Raw genomic sequence first — 18,868 nt, 5'->3', positions numbered from 1 at the left:
TGCGCGCGAGTGTCCCGGGTGGTCCCCCGGGGCAATCGCATCGAGCGGTCTCCTATCCCAATAGTTCCGGCCTGTGCCATGGTTTGTCCTGCACGTGCTCGTTCACGAACGCCAGAACGGTCTCGTACCAGGTGCGCGAGTTGGCCGGCTTGAGGATCCAGTGGTTCTCATCCGGGAAGTACAAGAACTTGTGCCCTTTCACCGCGGTGTGCCGTTGCAGATCCGACCACAGTTGCAGCCCCTGGGAAATGGGCACGCGGTAGTCCTTGTCACCGTGAATCACCAGCATGGGCACCTGGATGTCGCCCACGAACCGATGCGGCGAATAGCGAGCAGCCTGCGACGGCGCCATGGCCTCCTCCCACTCGGTGTTGTCCGTGGTGGCGCCCATGGTGTGCAGGTCCCACAACGAAGCGTGGGTCACGATGCACTTGAATCGCTCCCCCGTGTGGCCGGCCACCCAGTTGGCCATGTACCCGCCGTAGGAACCACCCAGCAGGGCCTGCCGCCCGGCGTCGATGTCCTGGCGTTGCGTGGCGGCTTCCACCAGTGACATGACATCCGTGAACGGGGCACCGCCCAGTTCCTGCTGACCGCGGTCGATCATGCGCTGACCGTAGCCGGTGGAAATGGCGGGGTCCGGGAGCAGCACCGCATAGCCGCGGGCCACGAAGGGCCACGGGTTCCAGCGCCAGGACCATGCATTATTGGAACCCCACGGCCCGCCGTGCACGAACACGAGCAGCGGGAGCTCCGCGGCGGCGGGGGTGTCCGGCAGGGCGAGCCACGCGCGGATTTCCGTACCGTCCTGCGCCACGGTGGTGACTTCTTCGAGCCGGCCGGCCGGAACATCGTCGGGAAGGAGACCTTCGATTGATACGGGATCGGCCGAGAATTCCTCGCCCAACCACGACACGAGTTCTTCGGGGCGATCCACTCGTGATCGCACGGCCCAGAGTCGCTGCCCCGTCACATGGACAGATCCGTACGTCCAGCCCTGGCCGTCGCCACCGGCGCACGTCTCGACGCGGGGCTCCTCCCCCGGCGCGCACCTGATACGCAACACAATGCCCCGGCCCCGGTAATCGGAGCTGCACACCACCGTGCTTTCATCAGCCCACTGGGGGTCCTCTCCCCAGTAGTCGTCTCCGGGCAGGATCTCGCGTGTGTCCCCCGAGTCGAAGTCGTGGACCCACAAAGAAATGGAGAGGTTCTGCGTGCTGTTCCAGAGCCGTTCCTTGAACAGAATGACCCGGGTTCCGTCCGGGCTGACGGGGCGCGTTTCCCACCAGGTGTCGTGATCGGCGCCGTGGATGAGCTCGGGTTCTCCGGAAGCATCGTCGGTGGCGGGGACACGCCAGACCTCCGAACGTTCCCACCCGCCCTCGATCCACACGTTCATGGTGATCACCGCAAAACTGCCGTCGGGAGAGGGCTCATAGCCGAGCAAACGCCCCCGCGGAAGCCGCACCCGTCTCGCGTGCTCCTGAACCGGGACGCCGTCGATGGCGTCCTGTGCGTTCACGAACCACAGGGTGGGTTCGTCAGGACCCAGGTCGTGGTCCCAGTCGCGGATGGGTGCCGTCTCATACAGCACCGCACTCACGCCCGTATCCTCGCGCAGTTTGTGCAGCCGCTCGTTCTCTGCCGTGACGTCCTCTGCGTGTCGGGCGGACGGGAGCGTGCCGCCCACGAAAAACAGGCGCTCGCCACCCAGCTTGAGGTCTTGGACGTCGCCGGGGCGTTCCAGAATCATGCGCGCTTCGCCGTGCCGGGGCAGCAGCCACAATCGAGTACGTTCCTTGTCCTCGTCCCCGGATGGCCTAACGGATGTGAAGAACACGGCGCTGTGGTCCGCCGGGCACACTTCCGAGACCCCGTGCTGGTCGTGGGTCAGCTGCGCAACCCGGAACTCGCCCCCGGTGGGCTCCACCGACCACGCCTGAGTCACGTACTTCTTACCGTCCCTGGACAGCTCCTTGCGTAGGGCCACCACGGTGCCGGATTCGTGGGTGCTGAATCCGGACAGTCGAGGCGATGCGGTCAAATGTTCGGGGGTGTCGAAGCAAGATGTCATGTACGTCACACTATCGCCCAGCGCCGGGCCGCGGCGCGCCCCCAGCGGCCGAGCTGTCAGGATGGCCGAATGAACACCCGTCAGATCTTCGCCGCACTCGCGAATCCGGACACCCGCACCATGTACGCCCGAGTCATCCTCGACCAACTTCCCATGGCGCCCACTTCCAAACAATCGCGAGCCCTCGAAAACCTCCAACGCGCCGGTTTGATTGACGACGACGGCGGCGCGTGGTCACCCACCGGGGTCTTCCGCGATCTTCTCGCAAAGGGGGCGACTGGCACCCCCAAAGGTTACGAGCGGTTTCTGGACAAAGGGCGCGTCACGCGGTGGCCTTCTAAGGCCTCAGACAAAGACGGTCTGATCCGCTGGATCGTGGATCAATGTTTGGCGACTGGAGAGCGCATTGACGAGCGGGAGCTCAATGATCGGCTGGAGAAGTTCAGCAATGACCCCGCCCTCATCAGGCGGCACGGAGTGGACACCGGGTACATCACGCGAAACCGGGACGGCAGCGAGTACCGCCGATAGGTTTTGGGCTCGCTCGCACTGAAACCTATTCATTGCAAATGTGTCTGGTGTGATGATTGTGCATTTCACGAGAACATTTCGGGTCTTTTCAACTAATGCAGAACCGAAACAGAAACTTGCGGTTACGAAAGCGCGCTCGCGACCCACGGTGTGACATGAGGCCCGCCACAGCAAGGTAAGGCTCGCCTTGCAAGTTAATTAGAAAAGGCAGGACTTCCTAAATTTAATTACGTCAGATGTGTTTGACCTAAGGTTCAACTTACTTGTAAGGCGGCGTTTCCGCTCGTATCTTTATTAATACGAACTGTCTGAGAGGAACACATCATGGCTACTTTGACTCCAGTCTCCACGTGCGCCGCCACCGCGTGCGCATACAACGACAACGGCTGCACGGCACCCGCCATCACCGTGGGCGGCAGTGGCTCCACCGCTTCCTGCACCACCTTCATCTCCTTGGACGCTCGCGGTGGCCTGCCCACCGCCAACGGTCAGGTCGGCGCGTGCCAGCGCCTTGAGTGCAAGCACAATACCGACCTGCTGTGCACCGCGTCCTCCATTGAGGTGACCGGCGACACCGCCAACTGCGCAACCTACGAGGCCGAGTAATCGATGGCTTCCGAACAGAATGGTGCCCGTGCGTTCTTCGCGAACGCACGGGCACCATTTCTTGAGGTTCCACTGACATGGGTCTGGGGACAACTGCCTCGGGCTCAGCTCGTCTCCCCGGTGCGACTAGTCGGAAGCACCCACTCGCGTACCGAACAAGGATTCCACTCGGGCCATGAGGCCACCGCACTCCGCAACCGACTCGGGCTCGAACGGCACAAAGAACACGTGGGTGCGGTCTGCACCGTTGCGCATCACGGTCAATCCCGTGGCATCGACATCCACCACGAACTCGCGGTTCTTGGTGTGTGAGCAACCACCGACAGAGGGCTTTTCACTTAGAACGCGAGCCTCGATCCAGCCATTGCTGACGGCATCGCACAGCGAGGCCAGGTCAACGGAGTCCAGGCTGGACGCGACATCCAGACCCATCGACTCCACGTCACCCAAGCCTGCCAGGGCCACGTCGGCGTGGCGCTCGATCAAGTGCGCATACGGAATGGCGGTGGCCCCCACGCCGTCGTGCAGCAGGACGCGCGAGACCCGCACGATCCCGAGCATTCCGAACGGAGACTCGGCAACGGCCTTGATCATCTCGGGCACATTCTCGTACTCGAGCACGTCGGCGGCGCGTTCGGAATCCAACCATTCCAACTGACCGAGCATGTGGGCGCTGGCGGTCATAATTTCCACGCGAGGTTCGGGCGACAGTTTGGTGATGTCCATCCGCACGTCCATCCGAGTGTCCGGATTGAGCAGAGTTGCATCCTCGGAACCGGAGAACACCGTGGTCGCCACCATGAGATCTCCGCTGCCGGTCATGCCGTGCGCCAGGGCGTCGAGCGTCGGATGACCCTCGAGTCCATAAGCAACAAGCGTTGCGCGCCCCGCTCCCGCGAGCATTCGATGAGCCAGGGACACGGCTCGATCATGGGTGCTGGAACCTTGAGACTGGCCACCAATCGTCTGCCCGACCATGGCTTCCTCGCTCTCTGTGTGACATTCGAAACTTAGGAAAGCCTAACCTTTGACCACCTCCGTGTGAAGACCATCTCAGGAAATACGTCAGTTCTTAATGACTTAAATCCAGGTGATTGAGTCCGCAGACGTTCTCAATGTGATGCACGCCATGTTGGGACTGTGAAATTATCGACATTATGAGCCTGCCCACATCTCGCCACCTCAAGATCTTGACCTTCGCTGCCGCGGTCGCGCTAATGACCGGAGGTCTTGCCGGATGCGCGGATGAAGCCGGGGAAACTGCATCATCGCCCTCGGAGGGCGACCCGTCCACGACCGGCTCTGATGCCTTCCCCACGCTCCCCGCCGCCGCGTCCGGCCCCGAGTGCCCGGAGGACCAATGCATGACCATGGCGGTGACCGGAGACCTGCTGCTGCACGAAGGCCTGTGGCGCAACTTCGCCACGGACCCCGCCGCGGATAACGACAAGAACTTCGACTTCGAACCCCTGCTCGCGGGACAACGTGCCTACTTGGAGAATTCCGACATCGGCGTGTGCCACGCGGAGACTCCCGTGGCCGAGAAGGGTGGTCCGTATGCCGACTACCCGCAATTCCAAGTGCCTCCTGAGATCCTCTCGGCCGTGAAATCGGTGGGCTACGACGCATGCACGACCGCCAGCAACCACACCCTGGACCAGGGCACCGGGGGGATCAACCGCACTCTTGCCGCGTTGGATGAAGCCGGACTGCAGCACACCGGTTCCTACGCATCCGAAGCCGCGTCCGAAGAACCACTGCTGGTTCACTCGGAAGCCGGAACGGTGGCAATCGTGACGGGTACCAACAGCGTCAACCAAATGGCTGCCGAGCACGAGTGGCAGGTCGACCGGTTCCGGGACGGCAAGGATCCCACCGTGGACCCGGAGGTGGCCCGGGCGGATATCGACCGCGCCGTGGGCCAGGCCGAGAAAGCACGCGAGCAAGGCGCGGATGTCGTGGTCGCGGCCATGCACTCCATCATCGAGTACACGGACACCGCCGACGACTACCAGGTCCGCACCGCGCACGCCCTGGCTGACTCCGGTGCGTTCGACGCGATCTACGGTCATGGATCCCACAGCGTCCAGCCCATTGAAAACCACAACGGCACGTGGATCGTCTACGGCGTGGGCAACACGGTCACGGAAACCGCGCCCATGATGCCCGTCAACAACGACGGGTTGATCGCCCGTTTTCAGTTCGCGAAAACGGAGGACGGAAGCTGGGACGTCAGCGATCTCTCGTGGGCGCCCAGCTCGAACACCCGGGGCGGACAGTACGCGTGGTGTTCGGCGGCGTCGGATGCGCCCAACGGAACCTGCCGCTCACAGGCCCAAGACAAGCAGAACCGGGAGCGCCTTGCCGAAATCGTCAACACTCCCTCCGCCGTGGAACATGGCCTGCGCGAATGGCTCGTGAGTGAGGACGGCCCCGCCGTGCCCTGAGCTCGTCGTGAGACGAGGGCCGTGCGGATTCCCGACTCGGAATCAGCACGACCCTCACCTGGCACGCACGAGCGCAACCGCGCCCGAGACGGGGAGGCTCAGCCCTGCACGCCCAGCCTCTCCAGGATGATCCGACGCACGCGGCCGGCGTCTGCCTGCCCGCGGGTGGCCTTCATGACCGGTCCGATGAGCGCACCCACCGCCTGAACCTTGCCGCCCTTGATCTTTTCGACCACGTCGGGCAACTGGGTCATGGCGTCGTCCACGGCAGCCGTCAGGGCACCGTCGTCGGAAACGACCGCGAGGCCGCGGGCCTCGACGATTTCGGACGGGGAGCCCTCGCTCTCGACCACGAAACCAATGACCTTCTTGGCCAGCTTGTCGTTGATCTTGCCCTCGTCGATCAGGGCGTTGACCTCGACCACGTGGGCCGGGGTCACGGGCAGGTCCACGATTTCGACCTCCGCTTGCTTGGCCAGACGGGCGATCTCACCCATCCACCACTTGCGGGCCACGGCGGCGGACGCGCCGGCAGCAATAGTCTGCTCGATTTCGTCCATGACACCGGCGTTGACGACGTCCCGGAACTCCTCGTCCGAGTAGCCCCAGTCGTTCTTCAGACGCTTGCGGCGCTGGGCCGGCGGTTCGGGCAGCGTGGCACGCAGTTCCTCGATCCAGGCCTGCGTGGTGACCACGGGGACCAGGTCCGGTTCGGGGAAGTAGCGGTAGTCGTCGGCGTCGGACTTGGGGCGCCCGGACGTGGTGGACCGGGTGTCCTCGTGCCAGTGACGGGTTTCCTGAACGATCTTCTCACCGGCCGACAGCACGGCGGCGTGGCGCTGGATTTCGAAACGCACCGCGCGTTCGACGGCGCGCAGCGAGTTGACGTTCTTGGTCTCCGAGCGCGTACCGAACACCGTTGCGCCCTTGGGCATCAGGGAGACGTTCGCGTCGCAACGCACGTTGCCGCGCTCCATGCGGGCGTCGGAGATACCCAAGTTCTTCACGATCTCGCGAATGGCCGCCACGTACACGCGGGCCAGCTCCGGAGCGCGCGAACCGGCACCCACGATGGGCTTGGTCACGATCTCAATGAGCGGCACACCCGAACGGTTGTAGTCCACCAGCGAGTGGGACGCACCCTGGATGCGACCGGTTGCGCCGCCCACGTGGGTCAGCTTGCCGGCGTCCTCCTCCATGTGGGCCCGCTCGATCTCAATGCTGAACGGTGTGCCGTCCTCGAGCTCGAGATCCAGCTGACCGTCGAAGGCAATCGGCTCGTCGTACTGCGAAGTCTGGAAATTTTTGGGCGTATCCGGGTAGAAGTAGTTCTTCCGAGCGAAGTGGCACTTCGGCGCAATGGAACAGTTCAGTGCCAGCCCCAGTTTGATCGCGGATTCCACGGCCTTGCCGTTGATCACGGGCAACACGCCGGGCAGGCCCAGGGACACCGGGGTGATGTTGGTGTTGGGGTCATCGCCAAACGTGTTGGGGGCGGCGTCGAACATCTTGGTGTTGGTGTTCAACTCCACGTGCACCTCGAAACCCAGGACGGGATCGAAGCGCTCCATGGCCTCTTCGAAGGACAGCACGTCCTCGCTCATTATTTGCCTCCCAGCGCGGCACCGGCCGCAAAGTCACGAACGGTAGTGGCGACGTCGTTGCGAGACGCCCACACGGGACCGCCCCACTTCTCCTCGAGCAGTCGTTCAAGACCCGCACCGGCACGGTAGACGCGTGCGTCCTCCCGGGCCGGGGCCATGAACTGGATACCCACCGGCAAATCGTCCTCGGGAGCCAGGCCGCCCGGGAGCGAGATGGCGGGGATGCCCGCCAGGTTGGTGGGGATGGTGGCGATGTCGTTGAGGTACATCTGCATGGGATCCGCCGACTCGTCCACGCCGCCGATGGTGAAGGCGGTGGTGGGAGCGGTGGGCGAGATCAACACGTCCACCTTTTCGAACGCGGCGTTGAAGTCGCGCTGCACCAGGGTGCGCACCTGCTGGGCCGAGCCGTAGTAGGCGTCGTAGTAACCGGCGGACAGCGCGTACGTTCCCAGGATGATGCGGCGCTTGACCTCAGCGCCGAACCCGGCGGCGCGGGATGCTCCCATGACGCGCTCGATCGTGGGATTGCCCTCGGGGACAACGCGCAGACCGAACCGAACGCCGTCGTACTTGGCGAGGTTCGAGGAGACCTCGGAGGACATGATCAGGTAATAGGCACCCAGCGCGTACTCGAAGTTGGGGGTCTCGACCTCCACGACCTCGGCACCGGCCGACTGCAACAGCTCCACTGCCTCATTGAAACGCTGCTGCACGCCGGCCTGGAACCCCTCGCCGGTGAGCTGTTTGACCACGCCCACGCGCAGGCCCTTGAGCCCGCCGTCCTCGGCACCCTGGCGGGCCGCCGCCGCTAAGGAACCCACCGGGTCGGTCAGGGAGGTGGAGTCCTGCGGGTCGTGGCCCGCAATGACCTCGTGCAACAGCGCCGAGTCCAGCACGGTGCGCGAGCACGGGCCCACCTGGTCCAGGGAGGACGCCATGGCGATCACGCCGTATCGGGACACCGAACCGTACGTGGGCTTGACGCCCACGGTGCCGGTGACCGCGGCGGGCTGGCGGATGGAACCACCCGTGTCCGTGCCGAGTGCCAGGGGCGCCTGGAACGCGGACACCGCAGCGGCGGAACCGCCACCGGAACCGCCCGGGATCCGGTTGAGATCCCACGGGTTACGCGTGGGCCCGAACGCCGAGTGCTCCGTTGAGGATCCCATGGCGAACTCGTCCAGGTTGGTCTTGCCCAGAAGGGGCATCTTGGCGGCCCGCAACTTCTTGGTCACGGTGGCGTCGTACGGACTCATCCAGCCCTCGAGCATCCGGGATGCGGCGGTAGTGGGCTGGCCCTTGGTCACGATCAGGTCCTTGACCGCAATGGGTACACCGGCGAGCTCGTGCAGCTGCTCACCGTTGGCGCGTGCCTGGTCCACCTCCCTCGCAACCTGCAGGGCGCCCTCGCGGTTGCGATGCAAGAAAGCATTGAGTCCGTCGGTGCCCTGGTGGCGATCCTCCGGTTCCACGGCGTGGCCCTCGGTGGCGTCGATCTGCTCGAAGTGAGCGTTGACGGCGTCAACGGACGATACGTCCCCCGAGGCCAGCCTGGCCGCCAGATCCGCGGCGGAAAGTTCTACGATGCGTTCGCTCATGCTCACTCCCCATCCAGAATTGCGGGCACACGGAACTTGCCGTCCTGGCTGTCGGGTGCGTTGGAGAGGGCCTCTTCCTGGGTGAGGGTCTCCCCCACCACGTCCTCACGGAAAACGTTCTGCAACGGCAGCGGGTGGCTGGTTGCAGGAACGTCAGGTCCGGCCGCTTCGCTGACAGAGGCCACGGACGAGACAATGAGGTCGAGCTCGCCGGCAACGCGCGCGAGTTCTTCCTCGGTCATCTCGATGTGCGCGAGCTCGGCCAGGTGGGCCACCTGCTCGCGATTAATCGCAGACATGCATGCTCCTGGTATTCGCTAGTGATTCCGATCCAGTCTAGCGAGCGCCTAGGCTTGACTCAGAACGCTCGACTTTCACCTATCTCTCTAAGGGGTCCCAACTCGTGGCTCGATCCTCCGCCCGCCCGCCCAAACGTCACCCCGGTGGCCCCTCCAAGAAGCCCCGCCTGTCCCGCGCCGAGGCGGCCAGGGCCCAGTCCGATCACGACAACGCGTGGCGGCAGTGGGTTTCCGACGGCGCCGTCGAGGCCGTGGACACCGCACTGACCCACGTGCAGACCGTGGTGGAGGATCAGGTGTTGCAGTTCGGCGCCTTCCCCGTGTTCGTGGTCACCGGTTCCAAGGACGGCGAGTTCGAGTTGAATTCCCTGGACCCCGCGGAAACCGCGGACCGGCACCCGGATGACGTTCTGGAGGAACTCCGCGCTATGACCGCGGCCAAAGCTCCCGACCTGTTGGTCGCCGCGTTGGCCTATCCCGCAACCTTGCCCGACCGTTCCGGGGCCAGAGCCGTGATCGTGGAGGTGGAACACCGCGAGCGCTTGAGCCTGGAAGTTGTGCAGGAGTACGAGACCGTGGAGTCCAAGGGCAAGACCTTCGTGAACTTCGGGGATCCGCACACCGACCGCCGCTGGGATCCGTGGCTGTTCAGCGTGCGCCACTAGACAGTTCCGCCTACGCAAAACCGCCGCCGTGCAACGTGCACGGCGGCGGTTTTCGCTGAGTCGGCAGCGACTCAGCGGTTTACCACTTGGGCAGCTCGGGCAATGCGCCCTGGGATTCGACGTTCTCGTCGTCTCCTCGAGCCAACCACGCGAGCATGCCCTCGCGGTCCGAGGTGATCTCCTGGCCGCCGTCGCCGATGACCCATTCGTCGCGCTCCTCGGTGCGCAGGGTCATCCCCGGTGCGTTCTTGGCGCGCATGGTGCGCACCGCGGCTTCGACCGCGTTGAGCAGCGAGTCCGGGTCCGCCTCTTCAATGGTCCAGGTGGTGTCCAGGTCGTGGTGGTGCACCACCACCTCGGCCACGCGCACGGCCGGGATGGACGTGGCGGGAACGGGCTTGCCGTGCAAATCCAGTTCCTCGGTGGTGATTGCGCCCTTGAGACGTTCGCACTGCTCCTCGAAGTAGTCCGCGCTGTCACGGACCTTCTGAATGAGCTCTTCCCTGGGGAGGGCTGCCAGCTCGTCGATCTCGCGGTCACGGGCTTCTTGGGATTCGTAGGGCTGCTGCGGTTCGCCGGTCACGGCCCAGTCGATGAGCTTGACCAGCGCCTTGCCGTTGGATGCGAGGTGAGCAATCACGTGCGCACGATCCCAGCCCTCGCACAGGGTGGGTTCGGTCATCTCGCGATCGGCCAGCGACTCGATGGTCGCCAGGAACATGTCGGTTTCACGACGCAAGCGGGAAAGGTCTGAGGTCAGGCGTGCGGGATTAATCATGTCTCCAGCCTAGTAAATCTCTTGTGACAGCCGGCACAGGTGACCGCCGATGACACATACTGATTTCGTCCAAATACGTTCCCGAGCCATGACCTGCATAACCCTAGGACGCGCCGAGCTTCATTTTCTGCCGCAGCTCACGGCGCGCGCGTTGGGTGTCCGGGTCCGGCACCGGCACGGCGGCCAGCAATCGCTTGGTGTAATCCTGCTCGGGCTTGCGCAGGACCACTTCGCGCTGTCCCTGCTCCACGATCCGGCCGTGCTGCATGACCACGATGCGGTCCGCGAGCCGGTCGATCACGGCGAGATCGTGGGTCACGAACAAGCACGCGAAGCCCATTTCGGCCTGCAGTTCCTCGAACAGGTCCAACACCGTGGCCTGCACGGACACGTCCAAGGCCGAGGTCGGCTCGTCCGCGACGAGTAGCTTGGGCTTCAGCGACAGCGCCCGGGCAATACCCACGCGCTGTTTCTGCCCACCCGAGAGTTCGTGCGGGTAACGGTTGCGATAGTTGCGCGGCAACCGCACCTGGTCCAGCAGCTGTTCGATCCGGTGCTGCAACTGCTGCCCCTTGGCCATTCCGGCCAAAAACATGGGCTCACCAATGGATTCACCGATCGGCAGTCGTGGGTTCAGCGATGACGAGGGGTCCTGGAACACCATGCCCACGTCCTTTCGCACGCGGTTGAGTTCTTTCCGGGACGCACGACTGAGTTCTTGCCCGTCCACAATCAGCGAGCCCTCGACCACGGGTAGCAGCCCCACGGCGGCGCGCCCGATGGTCGTCTTACCCGAGCCGGACTCCCCCACCAAGCCCAGTACCTCTCCCGCGGCCACGGTCAGACTCACGTCCTCGACGGCTCGGAACGCGGGGTTGCGCCCTTGCTTCGGGTATTCGATGGCCACATTTTTCAGCTGCAGCACGGGTTCCGTGACGCGCAGCGCCGCGGTGTCCACGCTGGGTTCCGTGTGTCGCGGGGTGCGTGCCGCATCCGTGGGCAGTGTGGGACGGTCGGTCGCGGTCGCCGCTGTCGATCCTTCGGTTCCCACCGGGGCCTCCTCGCGCGCCGCGGTTTCCTGGTCGATGGACGACGCCGCCGCCTCGCGTTCCTCCGCCTCGACCTCGCGTTCCAGCACGGCCACCATGTCCACGGACTCGCCGGTCTCGCCGCCCTCACCCAGGTGGGGCACCGATTCCAGCAAGGTCTTGGTGTAGGGGTGCTCAGGCTGGGAGAAGATCTGCTCGGCGGGGCCCTGTTCGACGATCCGGCCTTTCTCCATCACGGCGATGCGGTCCGCGAGGTCCGCCACCACGCCCATGTCGTGGGTGATCAAAATGACGGCCGAATGCAATTTGTCCTTGAGGTTCCGGATCAGGTCCAGGATCTCGGCCTGCACGGTGACGTCCAGGGCCGTGGTGGGCTCATCGGCAATCAGCAACTTGGGATCGCAGGACAGTGACTGAGCAATCATGGCGCGCTGACGCTGACCGCCGGACAGCTGGTGCGGATAGGAGCGGAATGCCTTCTCCGGGTCCGGAAGCTCCACCATGGTCAGCATCTCTTTGGCGCGCTCGGCGGCCTGGGAGGGTGACAGGTCCCGGTGCAGACGAATGGTTTCCACGATTTGCTGGCCCACGGTGTACACCGGGTTGAGCGCGGTCATGGGTTCCTGGAAAATCACCGCGATCTCTTCACCGCGTACGCGGCGCAGTGCCGCGCCCTGCAGCCCGATCAATTGCTCACCGGCCAATTTCGCCGAGCCGCTGACCCGGGCGTTGGAGGGCAGTAGTCCCAGGATGGACATGGAGCTCGCGGACTTGCCCGAACCGGACTCGCCCACAATGGCCAGCACCTCACCGGCGGCCACCTGGTAGTTCAAGTCGATCGCGGCCGGGACCCAGTCCTTGTCCACACCGAAGTCCACCGAGAGCCCTTCCACCATCAGGACCGGTTCACCGCGCTCCACACGGCGCGGGCTCCGCGAGCGACGAGACGGACGGTCGGTGACGTCCCGAGAACCGGGGTCCTCGGTTGATCGGTTGCCGCGCTTGCCGATACTGCCGCGCCGCGATCGACGCTCGCGGCGGCTTTCCGGTTCGCTAGCGGCGTCGTTGTTCCAGGGCGCGTCACCGGACGCGGCGTGCTGAGACGATCCGTTGTTCTCGGGGGTGCCCTCGGGCTGGCCGGGGGCGGAATGCGAGGTGCTCATCGTGTGTGCTCCATCGTGTCTGAAACGTGGTGTGCGTGGGCTGCGGGGTGAGGATGCATAGCATGAGGGTCATGCCCCAGGACCAGAAATCCCCCGCTGATTCCCCACGCGTGTATCGGGCCGCGTCCGCCCCGTGGCTCACCGGTTTCCTGGTGCTCCTGGGCATGGTCGTGGCTGCGGCGGGGTGGAGCCAGAACGCGTGGCTCTCCGTGGCGAGCGTGTGCTTCGGTGTCGGCCTGGCAGGTCTGGGGTACGCGCTGTACTGGCGCCCCCGCCTGGAAATCCACGGCCACGGTGTGCGAATCATCAACCCCCTGCGCACCGTGGACATTCCGTGGGCACACATCATCGAAGTGCGGACTCGTTTCACGGTCACCGTGGTCACCGAGGCTGGTTCCCATTCGTGCTTCGCCCTGCCCGCCGCCGGGCCGGGGTCCGCGTTGCGCAGCGGACCCCAGGGCGTGTCGCGGGCGCATCCGCTGGCCCGCACGGAGGGTGCCGTGCGCACCGGCGACCTGGCCGGCACACGCTCCGGCGCTGCCGCCAATGACATCCGCACGCTGTGGCAGCGCAAGATCGACACCGGCGAGTTGGATGTCTTCACCCGGGACGATGCCGCTCTGGAGCCGGTGCGCGTTGCCTACGTTCCCGCCCCGCTCGCGGTGACTCTGGCGGTGGCCGCCGTGGGCGTCACGCTGTTCGTCACAGCCTGACCCCCACGAGGCACCCGCCGATACCCAACTCACCGGGCGGTCCGGTTGTCGGCACCGCGCTCGGTGCGGTGTTCGCGGCCATCGCGAGCCTTCTTGGGATTGAACTTGCGTTGGCGCGGGTCGAACGCGTCGCGCAGACCGTCACCAATGAAGTTGATGGTCAACGCAATGGTCACGATGAACACACCGGGCCACCAGAACAACCAGGGACGGGTGGCAAAGGCCGTCTGATTCTCACTGATGAGGCGCCCCAAGGACCAGTCCGGTGCCTGGATACCGAGACCCAGATAGGACAGCGCGGTTTCCAGCAGGATCGCCGAGGACATCAGCAGCGTGATGTTCACGGTGATCACGCCCACGGTGTTGGGCAGGATGTGCTTGAAAATGATGCGTCCGCTGGAAGCGCCGGCCAATCGAGCGGCGTCGACGAACTCGCGTTCGCGTAATGACAGGAACTCGCCGCGAACGAGTCGCGCGAGCGGCGGCCACGACGCCGCACCGATCAACAGGCCCAGCGCAATGACCGTGGCGGTTGTCGGCAGGCCCGTGGAACGGACGTAGGAGATGGCCAAGCGACCCAGCAGTGCGGCGAGAATGACCAGCGGAATAATGATGATCACGTCGGTCAGGCGCATCAGGATGGCCTCGGTCCAGCCGCGGAAGTAGCCGGACAGGCCACCGATCACGGTGCCCAGGAGGCCTGCCATCACACCCACCACGACCATGACGATCAGGGAGTACTGCGTTCCCTGCATGGTCATGGCGAACAGGTCACGGCCCAGGTTGTCCTGGCCGAAGGGATGGTTTCCCAGCGCCGGAGGCAGCAACGACAACGTGGGGCGGCCACTGTCCACCAGCGTTCCCGTGGCATCCGGGTCCCATTTCCACCAGCCCGGGAGGGGACCCACGCCAATGGAGGTCACCGACAACAGCACGATGAAGATGAGGACGATCAAAGAGATGACCGCTCCGGTGTTGCCGAAGAATCGCTGGCGAACCAGCTGTCCTTGGCTCTTCCCCTGGACGTCCTCAGCCCTGGCGACGGCGGGGTCCACCGGTTCCTTGACGTTGATTGGTTCTTGCTGGCTCATGCTTTCACCCTCACGCGCGGGTCGAGAACGGAGTACACGAGATCGGCAATGAGGTTGAACACCATTGCCACAATGCCCGTGATCAAGAAGACGCCCATCACGGGGTTGGGATCCACGTTGCGCACCGCAGTGACGAACAATTGACCCATACCGGTGAATGCGAAGACTGACTCGGTGATGATGGCCCCGCCAATGAGAGCTCCGATGTCGTAGGCCACCAGCGTGGCCAGTGGGATCAACGCGTTACGGAAAGCGTGCCGCATGACCACCGTGCGTTCGGACAGGCCCTTGGCTCGAGCCGTACGTATGTAATCCTGACCCATGATCTCGAGCATGGATGCTCGCGAGTACCGGGAGTAGGACGCCAACGCCAGCAACGTGAGAGCAATGGTCGGCAGCAAAAGGTGTGTGAAGCGGTCGATGCCCATGATCCAGAAATCACCGGTCAGACCCGGGGTGGATGCACTGGCCGTCGCAATGGGTCGGCCACGGATGCGTCCGGAGTCCAAGTAGTCCGGCCAGGACTGCATGAAGCGGTCCAAGATGATCAGTAGCGCCACGAAGAATCCGGTGATCCCGGCCACTCGCATGCCTTGCCCACGGTCATAGCCGCCGGCAAAGTAACCAATGGCCGCGCCGATGACGATCATGACGAGGCACAGGATGATCACGGTCCACAGGCCGGCTCCTCGGAAGAAGCTCTGTACAGGGAAGTAGACGATCAGGCCCACGAGGACCGTGGCCAAGCCCGAGTACAGCGCCCGCTTATTACGCAGCCCCGAAATCAGGATGGTGGCGATCACGGCCACCAGAACGCCGGTCAGCAGGATGAGCGGGATTCCCAGGAACGGGGCCGTCAACCAGTTGGTTGCCAGAACGAAATACACGATGCCCGAGGTCACCAGGAAGCCCAGGACACCCATGAGGATACGGGTCTTCATGCGCCCGAAGGACACGAGGTACCAGATGAACCCGGCCACCACACCAATGGCCAGAATGGTGCCGACGGACATGACCGGGTCCTGTAGGAAGTCGTTGAACGATATCGCCACAATTTCTTTGAGCAGCACCGCCAACCAGAAGCTGGGAAGTGAGAAGCACAGGAACGTGAAGAAGGTGACGCCGTAGTCCAAACCGGAGTACTGGCGCAGCGCGGACACAATGCCCAGCGTGATGCCGATGACGATAGCCAGGATGGTTCCCGCGGTCACCAGCATGATGGTCTGGCCCATGGCGAACAGCAGAAGCTGGGTGACTTCCAAACCGTCCCGCGTGACGCCCAGACTACACATGTCCGAGAACGGAACCAAGCAGCCCAGCGCACCGCCGAGCCACGTGAAGTACCGCAAAATGGGCGGCTGGTCGAGGTTCAGTGAGTCGATACGGTCCGGAATCAGTTGGGCCGCGTTGGGATGTCCATAGAGGTCCCAGAGTGGGTCCCCCGACGCCGCGGTCATGATGTACACGATGAACGAGGCGCCCAGAAGAATCAGAACGGCTGTGATGAGCCGGCGAAGAATGTAAGAAATCATGTCGCTGCCTTGAGAGTGCGTAGTCACGGCGGCTGTGCGGGCCCGGTTGTCCGAGCCCGCGCAGCGTACCCGTGCGGGCGGATTCAACTCATGCGAGTGAGCGAATCACCACTACTTACGCGACCACTCCCAGAGGTTCCAGAAGGCCCCGTCCTGGTTGGGCTGGTATTCCACGCCTTCGATGTCCTCGGATACGCCGAAGAAGCCCGGGTTCTGGAACAACGGCAGGCCGTAGGCGTCCTCGAAGGTGTGCTTGTCGATCTCGACCATTTGATCCACGCGGGAATCGTTGTCCAGGTTGGAGCGGGCCTCGTCCACGAGCTTGTCCACGTCGGCGTTGGAGTAGTCGTTGTAGTTACCGCCGCCACCGGTCTTGAAGATCTGGGACAGCACCTCGGTGCCCACGCCCGGGGACACCCAGCCGAACAGCGACGCCTCGTAGTCACCGTCGGGCAGCTTCTCGGACCAGCTCGGGTCGCCCAGGTCCTCGACCTTGAAGCCGGCCTTCTCGGCGGACTCCTTGATCAACTGGAACGAGTCGACGCGCGCGGGGTTCTCGTTGTTGTACAGGATGCGAACGGTCGGGGTCTTACCGCCGAGCAGCTGCTTGGCGCCCTCGATATCGACCTCACCGTAAAGGGTCTCCGCTTCGTTGGTCTCCGTGGCCTTCTCGTACGGTTCGCCCTGGCTGGAGACGTACATTTGGGAATTCAAAACGGACGCGTCGTCGGTGACGGGCTTGATCAGCTGATCAACGATTTGCTGGCGCGGGATGGTCTTCAGGAAAGCCTCTCGGACGTTCTTGTCCTTGAAGGTTTCGGTTCCAAAATTAAGATCCACATGGTCGTAGGACAGGTCCTGGCCCTGCAGCACGTTGACGGAGTCAATTTCCTTCACCTGGTCAATGGTGTCCTTGTTGACGCTCACCGGTGCCATGATGTCGACCTCACCGTTGCGCAAGGCCTGGATCTGTGCGGTGGAGTCACCAATGAAGCGCACGGTGATCTCATCCAACTTGCCTTCGTGCTCACCGTTGTACTGGTCGTTCTTGACCATCGTCAAGGAGCTGTTCTCCACAATGTCCTGAATCTTGTAGGGGCCATTGGACAGGAGCAGCTTGTCGTTCTCGGGAGTCGCGGTGAAGTTGAAGGCGGTGTCCCACGCCTTGCCGATCTTGGCAAGGTCGGCATTCTCCTTGGGGCTTTCCGGATCTCCCTCGGGCGAGTCCTCCAGCACTGTGAGCAGCTCGTCCTCGGTCATACCGGCCTCTTCGGCAACCACGTGAGCGGGGTGCAGATAGTCCTGATCCAGGGCGATCTCCCAGTCGGCCTGGGGTTCGTCGTACGTGAGGGTGAAGGACTTGCCGTCCTCGGAGAACTCCGGAATGTCGGTGTGGCCCAGAATGTCCGTGGACCCCGCGATGGTGAAGTAGTCTTTGCCGGTCTTGGCTTCCGCATCGCCGTCGTCGTAGTAGCCGGAACTGGTGGCCCACCAGAGCATCACGTCGGCCTTGTCGATCTTGTTGCCGTCGGACCATTGGGGATCGTTCAGGGTGTATTCCACGGTGAGAGGATCATCAGAGGTCTTCTCGAAAGTGCCGAAGCCTTCATTGCGCTGGATTTCCTGGGACGGATTCACGTAGATGAAACCCTCGCGGGTACCCGTGGCCACCTTGCCGTTGATGTCCAGATTGGCCTTGGTGTACGCCGGGTTGGCACCGGTGAACGCATTGGTCTCTGCAATGGTGAGCACGCCGCCCTCTTGCCCGCCGCCGTTGTCACCCCCGCCGGTTTCTTCTCCGCCGCCACCGCCGCCGACGTTCGCGCAGCCGGTCAGTGCCAAAGCGGCAATGGCGGCAACTGAGACGGCTGCCTTGCCTTTAAAGGTGTACTTTCCCATGACGTATCTCTCCTGATGTGGTGTTCACGATCGGTGGCGCACCACGGTGTGCTTCCACCCGCGAGTTGATAAGGGCGAGCGCGAGGTGTGTTTCACCTCACAATGATTGATAGGTTACCGCTCGTTCACCGCGAACACGTGGCATCCGCGACCGTGTTCAACGAATAAGCGGCATTCGTTACCCAAAGGTCACAAACCGGAAACTTCTGGCCGCCGATACAGACGATCCCGGTTCCGGCCACGGCAGCTATCCCGCTCAACTGTCGGTGTGACTACGCTGTTCACAAGAGGTAATACCGACCCGGAGGAATCGTCATGACTCAGCACCCGCAGGAACCCGTACAACCTCGCCCTGAACCAGCGGACTCCGGTGCCTCCTATGAAACCGGAGCCGGGTACCCCGGCGACCGCCATGATGCGCGCGACCGCGCGGCGTCGTCGGTGGCAGCAACGCGGAACGAACGACAGAACACGCGGACGGCGCGGGCCACAGACCCCACGCTGGACGGGCCCACGAAGCGCGGTGTGTCCGGCATTGTGTGGGCGGCACTGATCCTGGGCGTGATCATCTTGATCCTGCTCCTGATCTTCATCATTCAGAACAACGTGTCCACGAGATTCGAGTACATGGCGTGGCAGTTCAGCCTGCCGCTGGGTGTGGCGATGCTGCTCTCAGCCGTGGCCGGCGCTTTGGTCATGGCGCTCGTGGGATCGGTGCGCATGCTCACGCTGAGTCATCGCGTCCGCAAACTTGAAAAGGAACGCGCGCGAATTCAAGACACGCTCAACCGGTAACGAGTCATGACGCCCCCG

At 63.7% G+C, this 18,868-nt stretch carries 16 protein-coding genes; 6 read left to right on the top strand and 10 right to left on the bottom strand.

The features are described from left to right. Positions 1–52: 52 nt before the first annotated feature. On the bottom strand, positions 53–2,077 hold the full coding sequence (locus AC3ENJ_RS09170; protein WP_431813808.1) for a S9 family peptidase: 2,025 nt from the start codon (positions 2,075–2,077) through the stop codon (positions 53–55). Positions 2,078–2,146: 69 nt separating this feature from the next. Between AC3ENJ_RS09170 and AC3ENJ_RS09165 the strand changes: the two genes are divergently transcribed. Both AC3ENJ_RS09165 and AC3ENJ_RS09160 read left to right on the top strand, forming a co-directional pair. Continuing rightward, positions 2,147–2,608: a DUF2087 domain-containing protein gene (locus AC3ENJ_RS09165; RefSeq protein WP_190780004.1), complete on the top strand. Its 462-nt coding sequence runs from the start codon at positions 2,147–2,149 to the stop codon at positions 2,606–2,608. Between the two features lie 324 nt (positions 2,609–2,932). Next, positions 2,933–3,214 carry a DUF1540 domain-containing protein gene (locus AC3ENJ_RS09160; protein WP_190780003.1) on the top strand — a complete coding sequence of 94 codons (282 nt, stop codon included), beginning with the start codon at positions 2,933–2,935 and terminating at the stop codon, positions 3,212–3,214. A 126-nt stretch (positions 3,215–3,340) separates the two neighbouring features. Here the strand turns inward: AC3ENJ_RS09160 and AC3ENJ_RS09155 are convergent, their stop codons facing one another. After that, positions 3,341–4,192 carry a hypothetical protein gene (locus AC3ENJ_RS09155; RefSeq protein ID WP_431813807.1) on the bottom strand — a complete coding sequence of 284 codons (852 nt, stop codon included), beginning with the start codon at positions 4,190–4,192 and terminating at the stop codon, positions 3,341–3,343. A 179-nt stretch (positions 4,193–4,371) separates the two neighbouring features. Here AC3ENJ_RS09155 and AC3ENJ_RS09150 point away from each other — a divergent pair, with 179 nt between their 5' ends. Continuing rightward, positions 4,372–5,661: a CapA family protein gene (locus tag AC3ENJ_RS09150; protein WP_431813806.1), complete on the top strand. Its 1,290-nt coding sequence runs from the start codon at positions 4,372–4,374 to the stop codon at positions 5,659–5,661. Positions 5,662–5,759: 98 nt separating this feature from the next. Here the strand turns inward: AC3ENJ_RS09150 and gatB are convergent, their stop codons facing one another. Genes gatB through gatC form a run of 3 tightly spaced genes read right to left on the bottom strand, consistent with a single transcriptional unit; the run spans position 5,760 to position 9,165 of the window. Beyond that, on the bottom strand, positions 5,760–7,265 hold the full coding sequence (gene gatB / locus AC3ENJ_RS09145) for an Asp-tRNA(Asn)/Glu-tRNA(Gln) amidotransferase subunit GatB (protein WP_431813805.1): 1,506 nt from the start codon (positions 7,263–7,265) through the stop codon (positions 5,760–5,762). Then, the gene (gene gatA / locus AC3ENJ_RS09140) at positions 7,265–8,866 is read right to left on the bottom strand and encodes an Asp-tRNA(Asn)/Glu-tRNA(Gln) amidotransferase subunit GatA (RefSeq protein WP_190781532.1); all 1,602 of its coding nucleotides are present in this window, start codon (positions 8,864–8,866) and stop codon (positions 7,265–7,267) included. Before gatA ends, gatB begins: the two co-directional genes overlap by 1 nt. Positions 8,867–8,868: 2 nt before the next feature. Further along, positions 8,869–9,165: an Asp-tRNA(Asn)/Glu-tRNA(Gln) amidotransferase subunit GatC gene (gene gatC, locus AC3ENJ_RS09135; protein ID WP_190807018.1), complete on the bottom strand. Its 297-nt coding sequence runs from the start codon at positions 9,163–9,165 to the stop codon at positions 8,869–8,871. A gap of 104 nt (positions 9,166–9,269) precedes the next feature. Here gatC and AC3ENJ_RS09130 point away from each other — a divergent pair, with 104 nt between their 5' ends. Further along, positions 9,270–9,830 carry a hypothetical protein gene (locus AC3ENJ_RS09130; protein ID WP_431813804.1) on the top strand — a complete coding sequence of 187 codons (561 nt, stop codon included), beginning with the start codon at positions 9,270–9,272 and terminating at the stop codon, positions 9,828–9,830. 79 nt (positions 9,831–9,909) lie between these two features. Here AC3ENJ_RS09130 and AC3ENJ_RS09125 read toward each other — a convergent pair whose 3' ends face one another. Together AC3ENJ_RS09125 and AC3ENJ_RS09120 are read right to left on the bottom strand one after the other, a co-directional pair. After that, positions 9,910–10,608, bottom strand: coding sequence for a maleylpyruvate isomerase family mycothiol-dependent enzyme (locus tag AC3ENJ_RS09125; protein ID WP_431813803.1), 699 nt, complete (start codon positions 10,606–10,608; stop codon positions 9,910–9,912). Between the two features lie 103 nt (positions 10,609–10,711). Then, positions 10,712–12,820 (bottom strand): ABC transporter ATP-binding protein, encoded by a 2,109-nt coding sequence (locus AC3ENJ_RS09120; RefSeq protein WP_431813802.1) that lies wholly within the window; start codon positions 12,818–12,820, stop codon positions 10,712–10,714. A 71-nt stretch (positions 12,821–12,891) separates the two neighbouring features. Here AC3ENJ_RS09120 and AC3ENJ_RS09115 point away from each other — a divergent pair, with 71 nt between their 5' ends. After that, positions 12,892–13,533: a PH domain-containing protein gene (locus tag AC3ENJ_RS09115; RefSeq protein WP_190781529.1), complete on the top strand. Its 642-nt coding sequence runs from the start codon at positions 12,892–12,894 to the stop codon at positions 13,531–13,533. 29 nt (positions 13,534–13,562) lie between these two features. On the opposite strand, the gene AC3ENJ_RS09110 is transcribed toward AC3ENJ_RS09115, so the two are convergent. From AC3ENJ_RS09110 to AC3ENJ_RS09100, 3 genes are all read right to left on the bottom strand, one after another. Then, on the bottom strand, positions 13,563–14,624 hold the full coding sequence (locus AC3ENJ_RS09110) for an ABC transporter permease (RefSeq protein WP_190807017.1): 1,062 nt from the start codon (positions 14,622–14,624) through the stop codon (positions 13,563–13,565). Beyond that, entirely contained in the window at positions 14,621–16,156 is a 1,536-nt protein-coding gene (locus AC3ENJ_RS09105; RefSeq protein ID WP_431813801.1) for an ABC transporter permease, read from the bottom strand. The genes AC3ENJ_RS09110 and AC3ENJ_RS09105 overlap by 4 nt, the downstream gene beginning before the upstream one ends. A 111-nt stretch (positions 16,157–16,267) precedes the next feature. Next, positions 16,268–18,055: an ABC transporter family substrate-binding protein gene (locus AC3ENJ_RS09100; RefSeq protein ID WP_431813800.1), complete on the bottom strand. Its 1,788-nt coding sequence runs from the start codon at positions 18,053–18,055 to the stop codon at positions 16,268–16,270. A gap of 315 nt (positions 18,056–18,370) precedes the next feature. Here AC3ENJ_RS09100 and AC3ENJ_RS09095 point away from each other — a divergent pair, with 315 nt between their 5' ends. Next, positions 18,371–18,850: a LapA family protein gene (locus tag AC3ENJ_RS09095; RefSeq protein WP_431813799.1), complete on the top strand. Its 480-nt coding sequence runs from the start codon at positions 18,371–18,373 to the stop codon at positions 18,848–18,850. The last annotated feature ends 18 nt before the right edge of the window (positions 18,851–18,868 follow it).

It is taken from the genome of Kocuria sp. cx-455, assembly GCF_057707085.1.
Note: the sequence above shows the minus strand (reverse complement) of the source record. Positions and strands in the feature narration are given on the sequence as shown.

Excerpts from the sequence above, each read along its gene's own strand:
- AC3ENJ_RS09170 (WP_431813808.1), bottom strand. The coding sequence starts at position 2,077 with ATGACATCTTGCTTCGACACCCCCGAACATTTGACCGCATCGCCTCGA.
- AC3ENJ_RS09165 (WP_190780004.1), top strand. The coding sequence starts at position 2,147 with ATGAACACCCGTCAGATCTTCGCCGCACTCGCGAATCCGGACACCCGC.
- AC3ENJ_RS09160 (WP_190780003.1), top strand. The coding sequence starts at position 2,933 with ATGGCTACTTTGACTCCAGTCTCCACGTGCGCCGCCACCGCGTGCGCA.
- AC3ENJ_RS09155 (WP_431813807.1), bottom strand. The coding sequence starts at position 4,192 with ATGGTCGGGCAGACGATTGGTGGCCAGTCTCAAGGTTCCAGCACCCAT.
- AC3ENJ_RS09150 (WP_431813806.1), top strand. The coding sequence starts at position 4,372 with ATGAGCCTGCCCACATCTCGCCACCTCAAGATCTTGACCTTCGCTGCC.
- gatB (WP_431813805.1), bottom strand. The coding sequence starts at position 7,265 with ATGAGCGAGGACGTGCTGTCCTTCGAAGAGGCCATGGAGCGCTTCGAT.
- gatA (WP_190781532.1), bottom strand. The coding sequence starts at position 8,866 with ATGAGCGAACGCATCGTAGAACTTTCCGCCGCGGATCTGGCGGCCAGG.
- gatC (WP_190807018.1), bottom strand. The coding sequence starts at position 9,165 with ATGTCTGCGATTAATCGCGAGCAGGTGGCCCACCTGGCCGAGCTCGCG.
- AC3ENJ_RS09125 (WP_431813803.1), bottom strand. The coding sequence starts at position 10,608 with ATGATTAATCCCGCACGCCTGACCTCAGACCTTTCCCGCTTGCGTCGT.
- AC3ENJ_RS09120 (WP_431813802.1), bottom strand. The coding sequence starts at position 12,820 with ATGAGCACCTCGCATTCCGCCCCCGGCCAGCCCGAGGGCACCCCCGAG.
- AC3ENJ_RS09115 (WP_190781529.1), top strand. The coding sequence starts at position 12,892 with ATGCCCCAGGACCAGAAATCCCCCGCTGATTCCCCACGCGTGTATCGG.
- AC3ENJ_RS09110 (WP_190807017.1), bottom strand. The coding sequence starts at position 14,624 with ATGAGCCAGCAAGAACCAATCAACGTCAAGGAACCGGTGGACCCCGCC.
- AC3ENJ_RS09105 (WP_431813801.1), bottom strand. The coding sequence starts at position 16,156 with ATGATTTCTTACATTCTTCGCCGGCTCATCACAGCCGTTCTGATTCTT.
- AC3ENJ_RS09100 (WP_431813800.1), bottom strand. The coding sequence starts at position 18,055 with ATGGGAAAGTACACCTTTAAAGGCAAGGCAGCCGTCTCAGTTGCCGCC.
- AC3ENJ_RS09095 (WP_431813799.1), top strand. The coding sequence starts at position 18,371 with ATGACTCAGCACCCGCAGGAACCCGTACAACCTCGCCCTGAACCAGCG.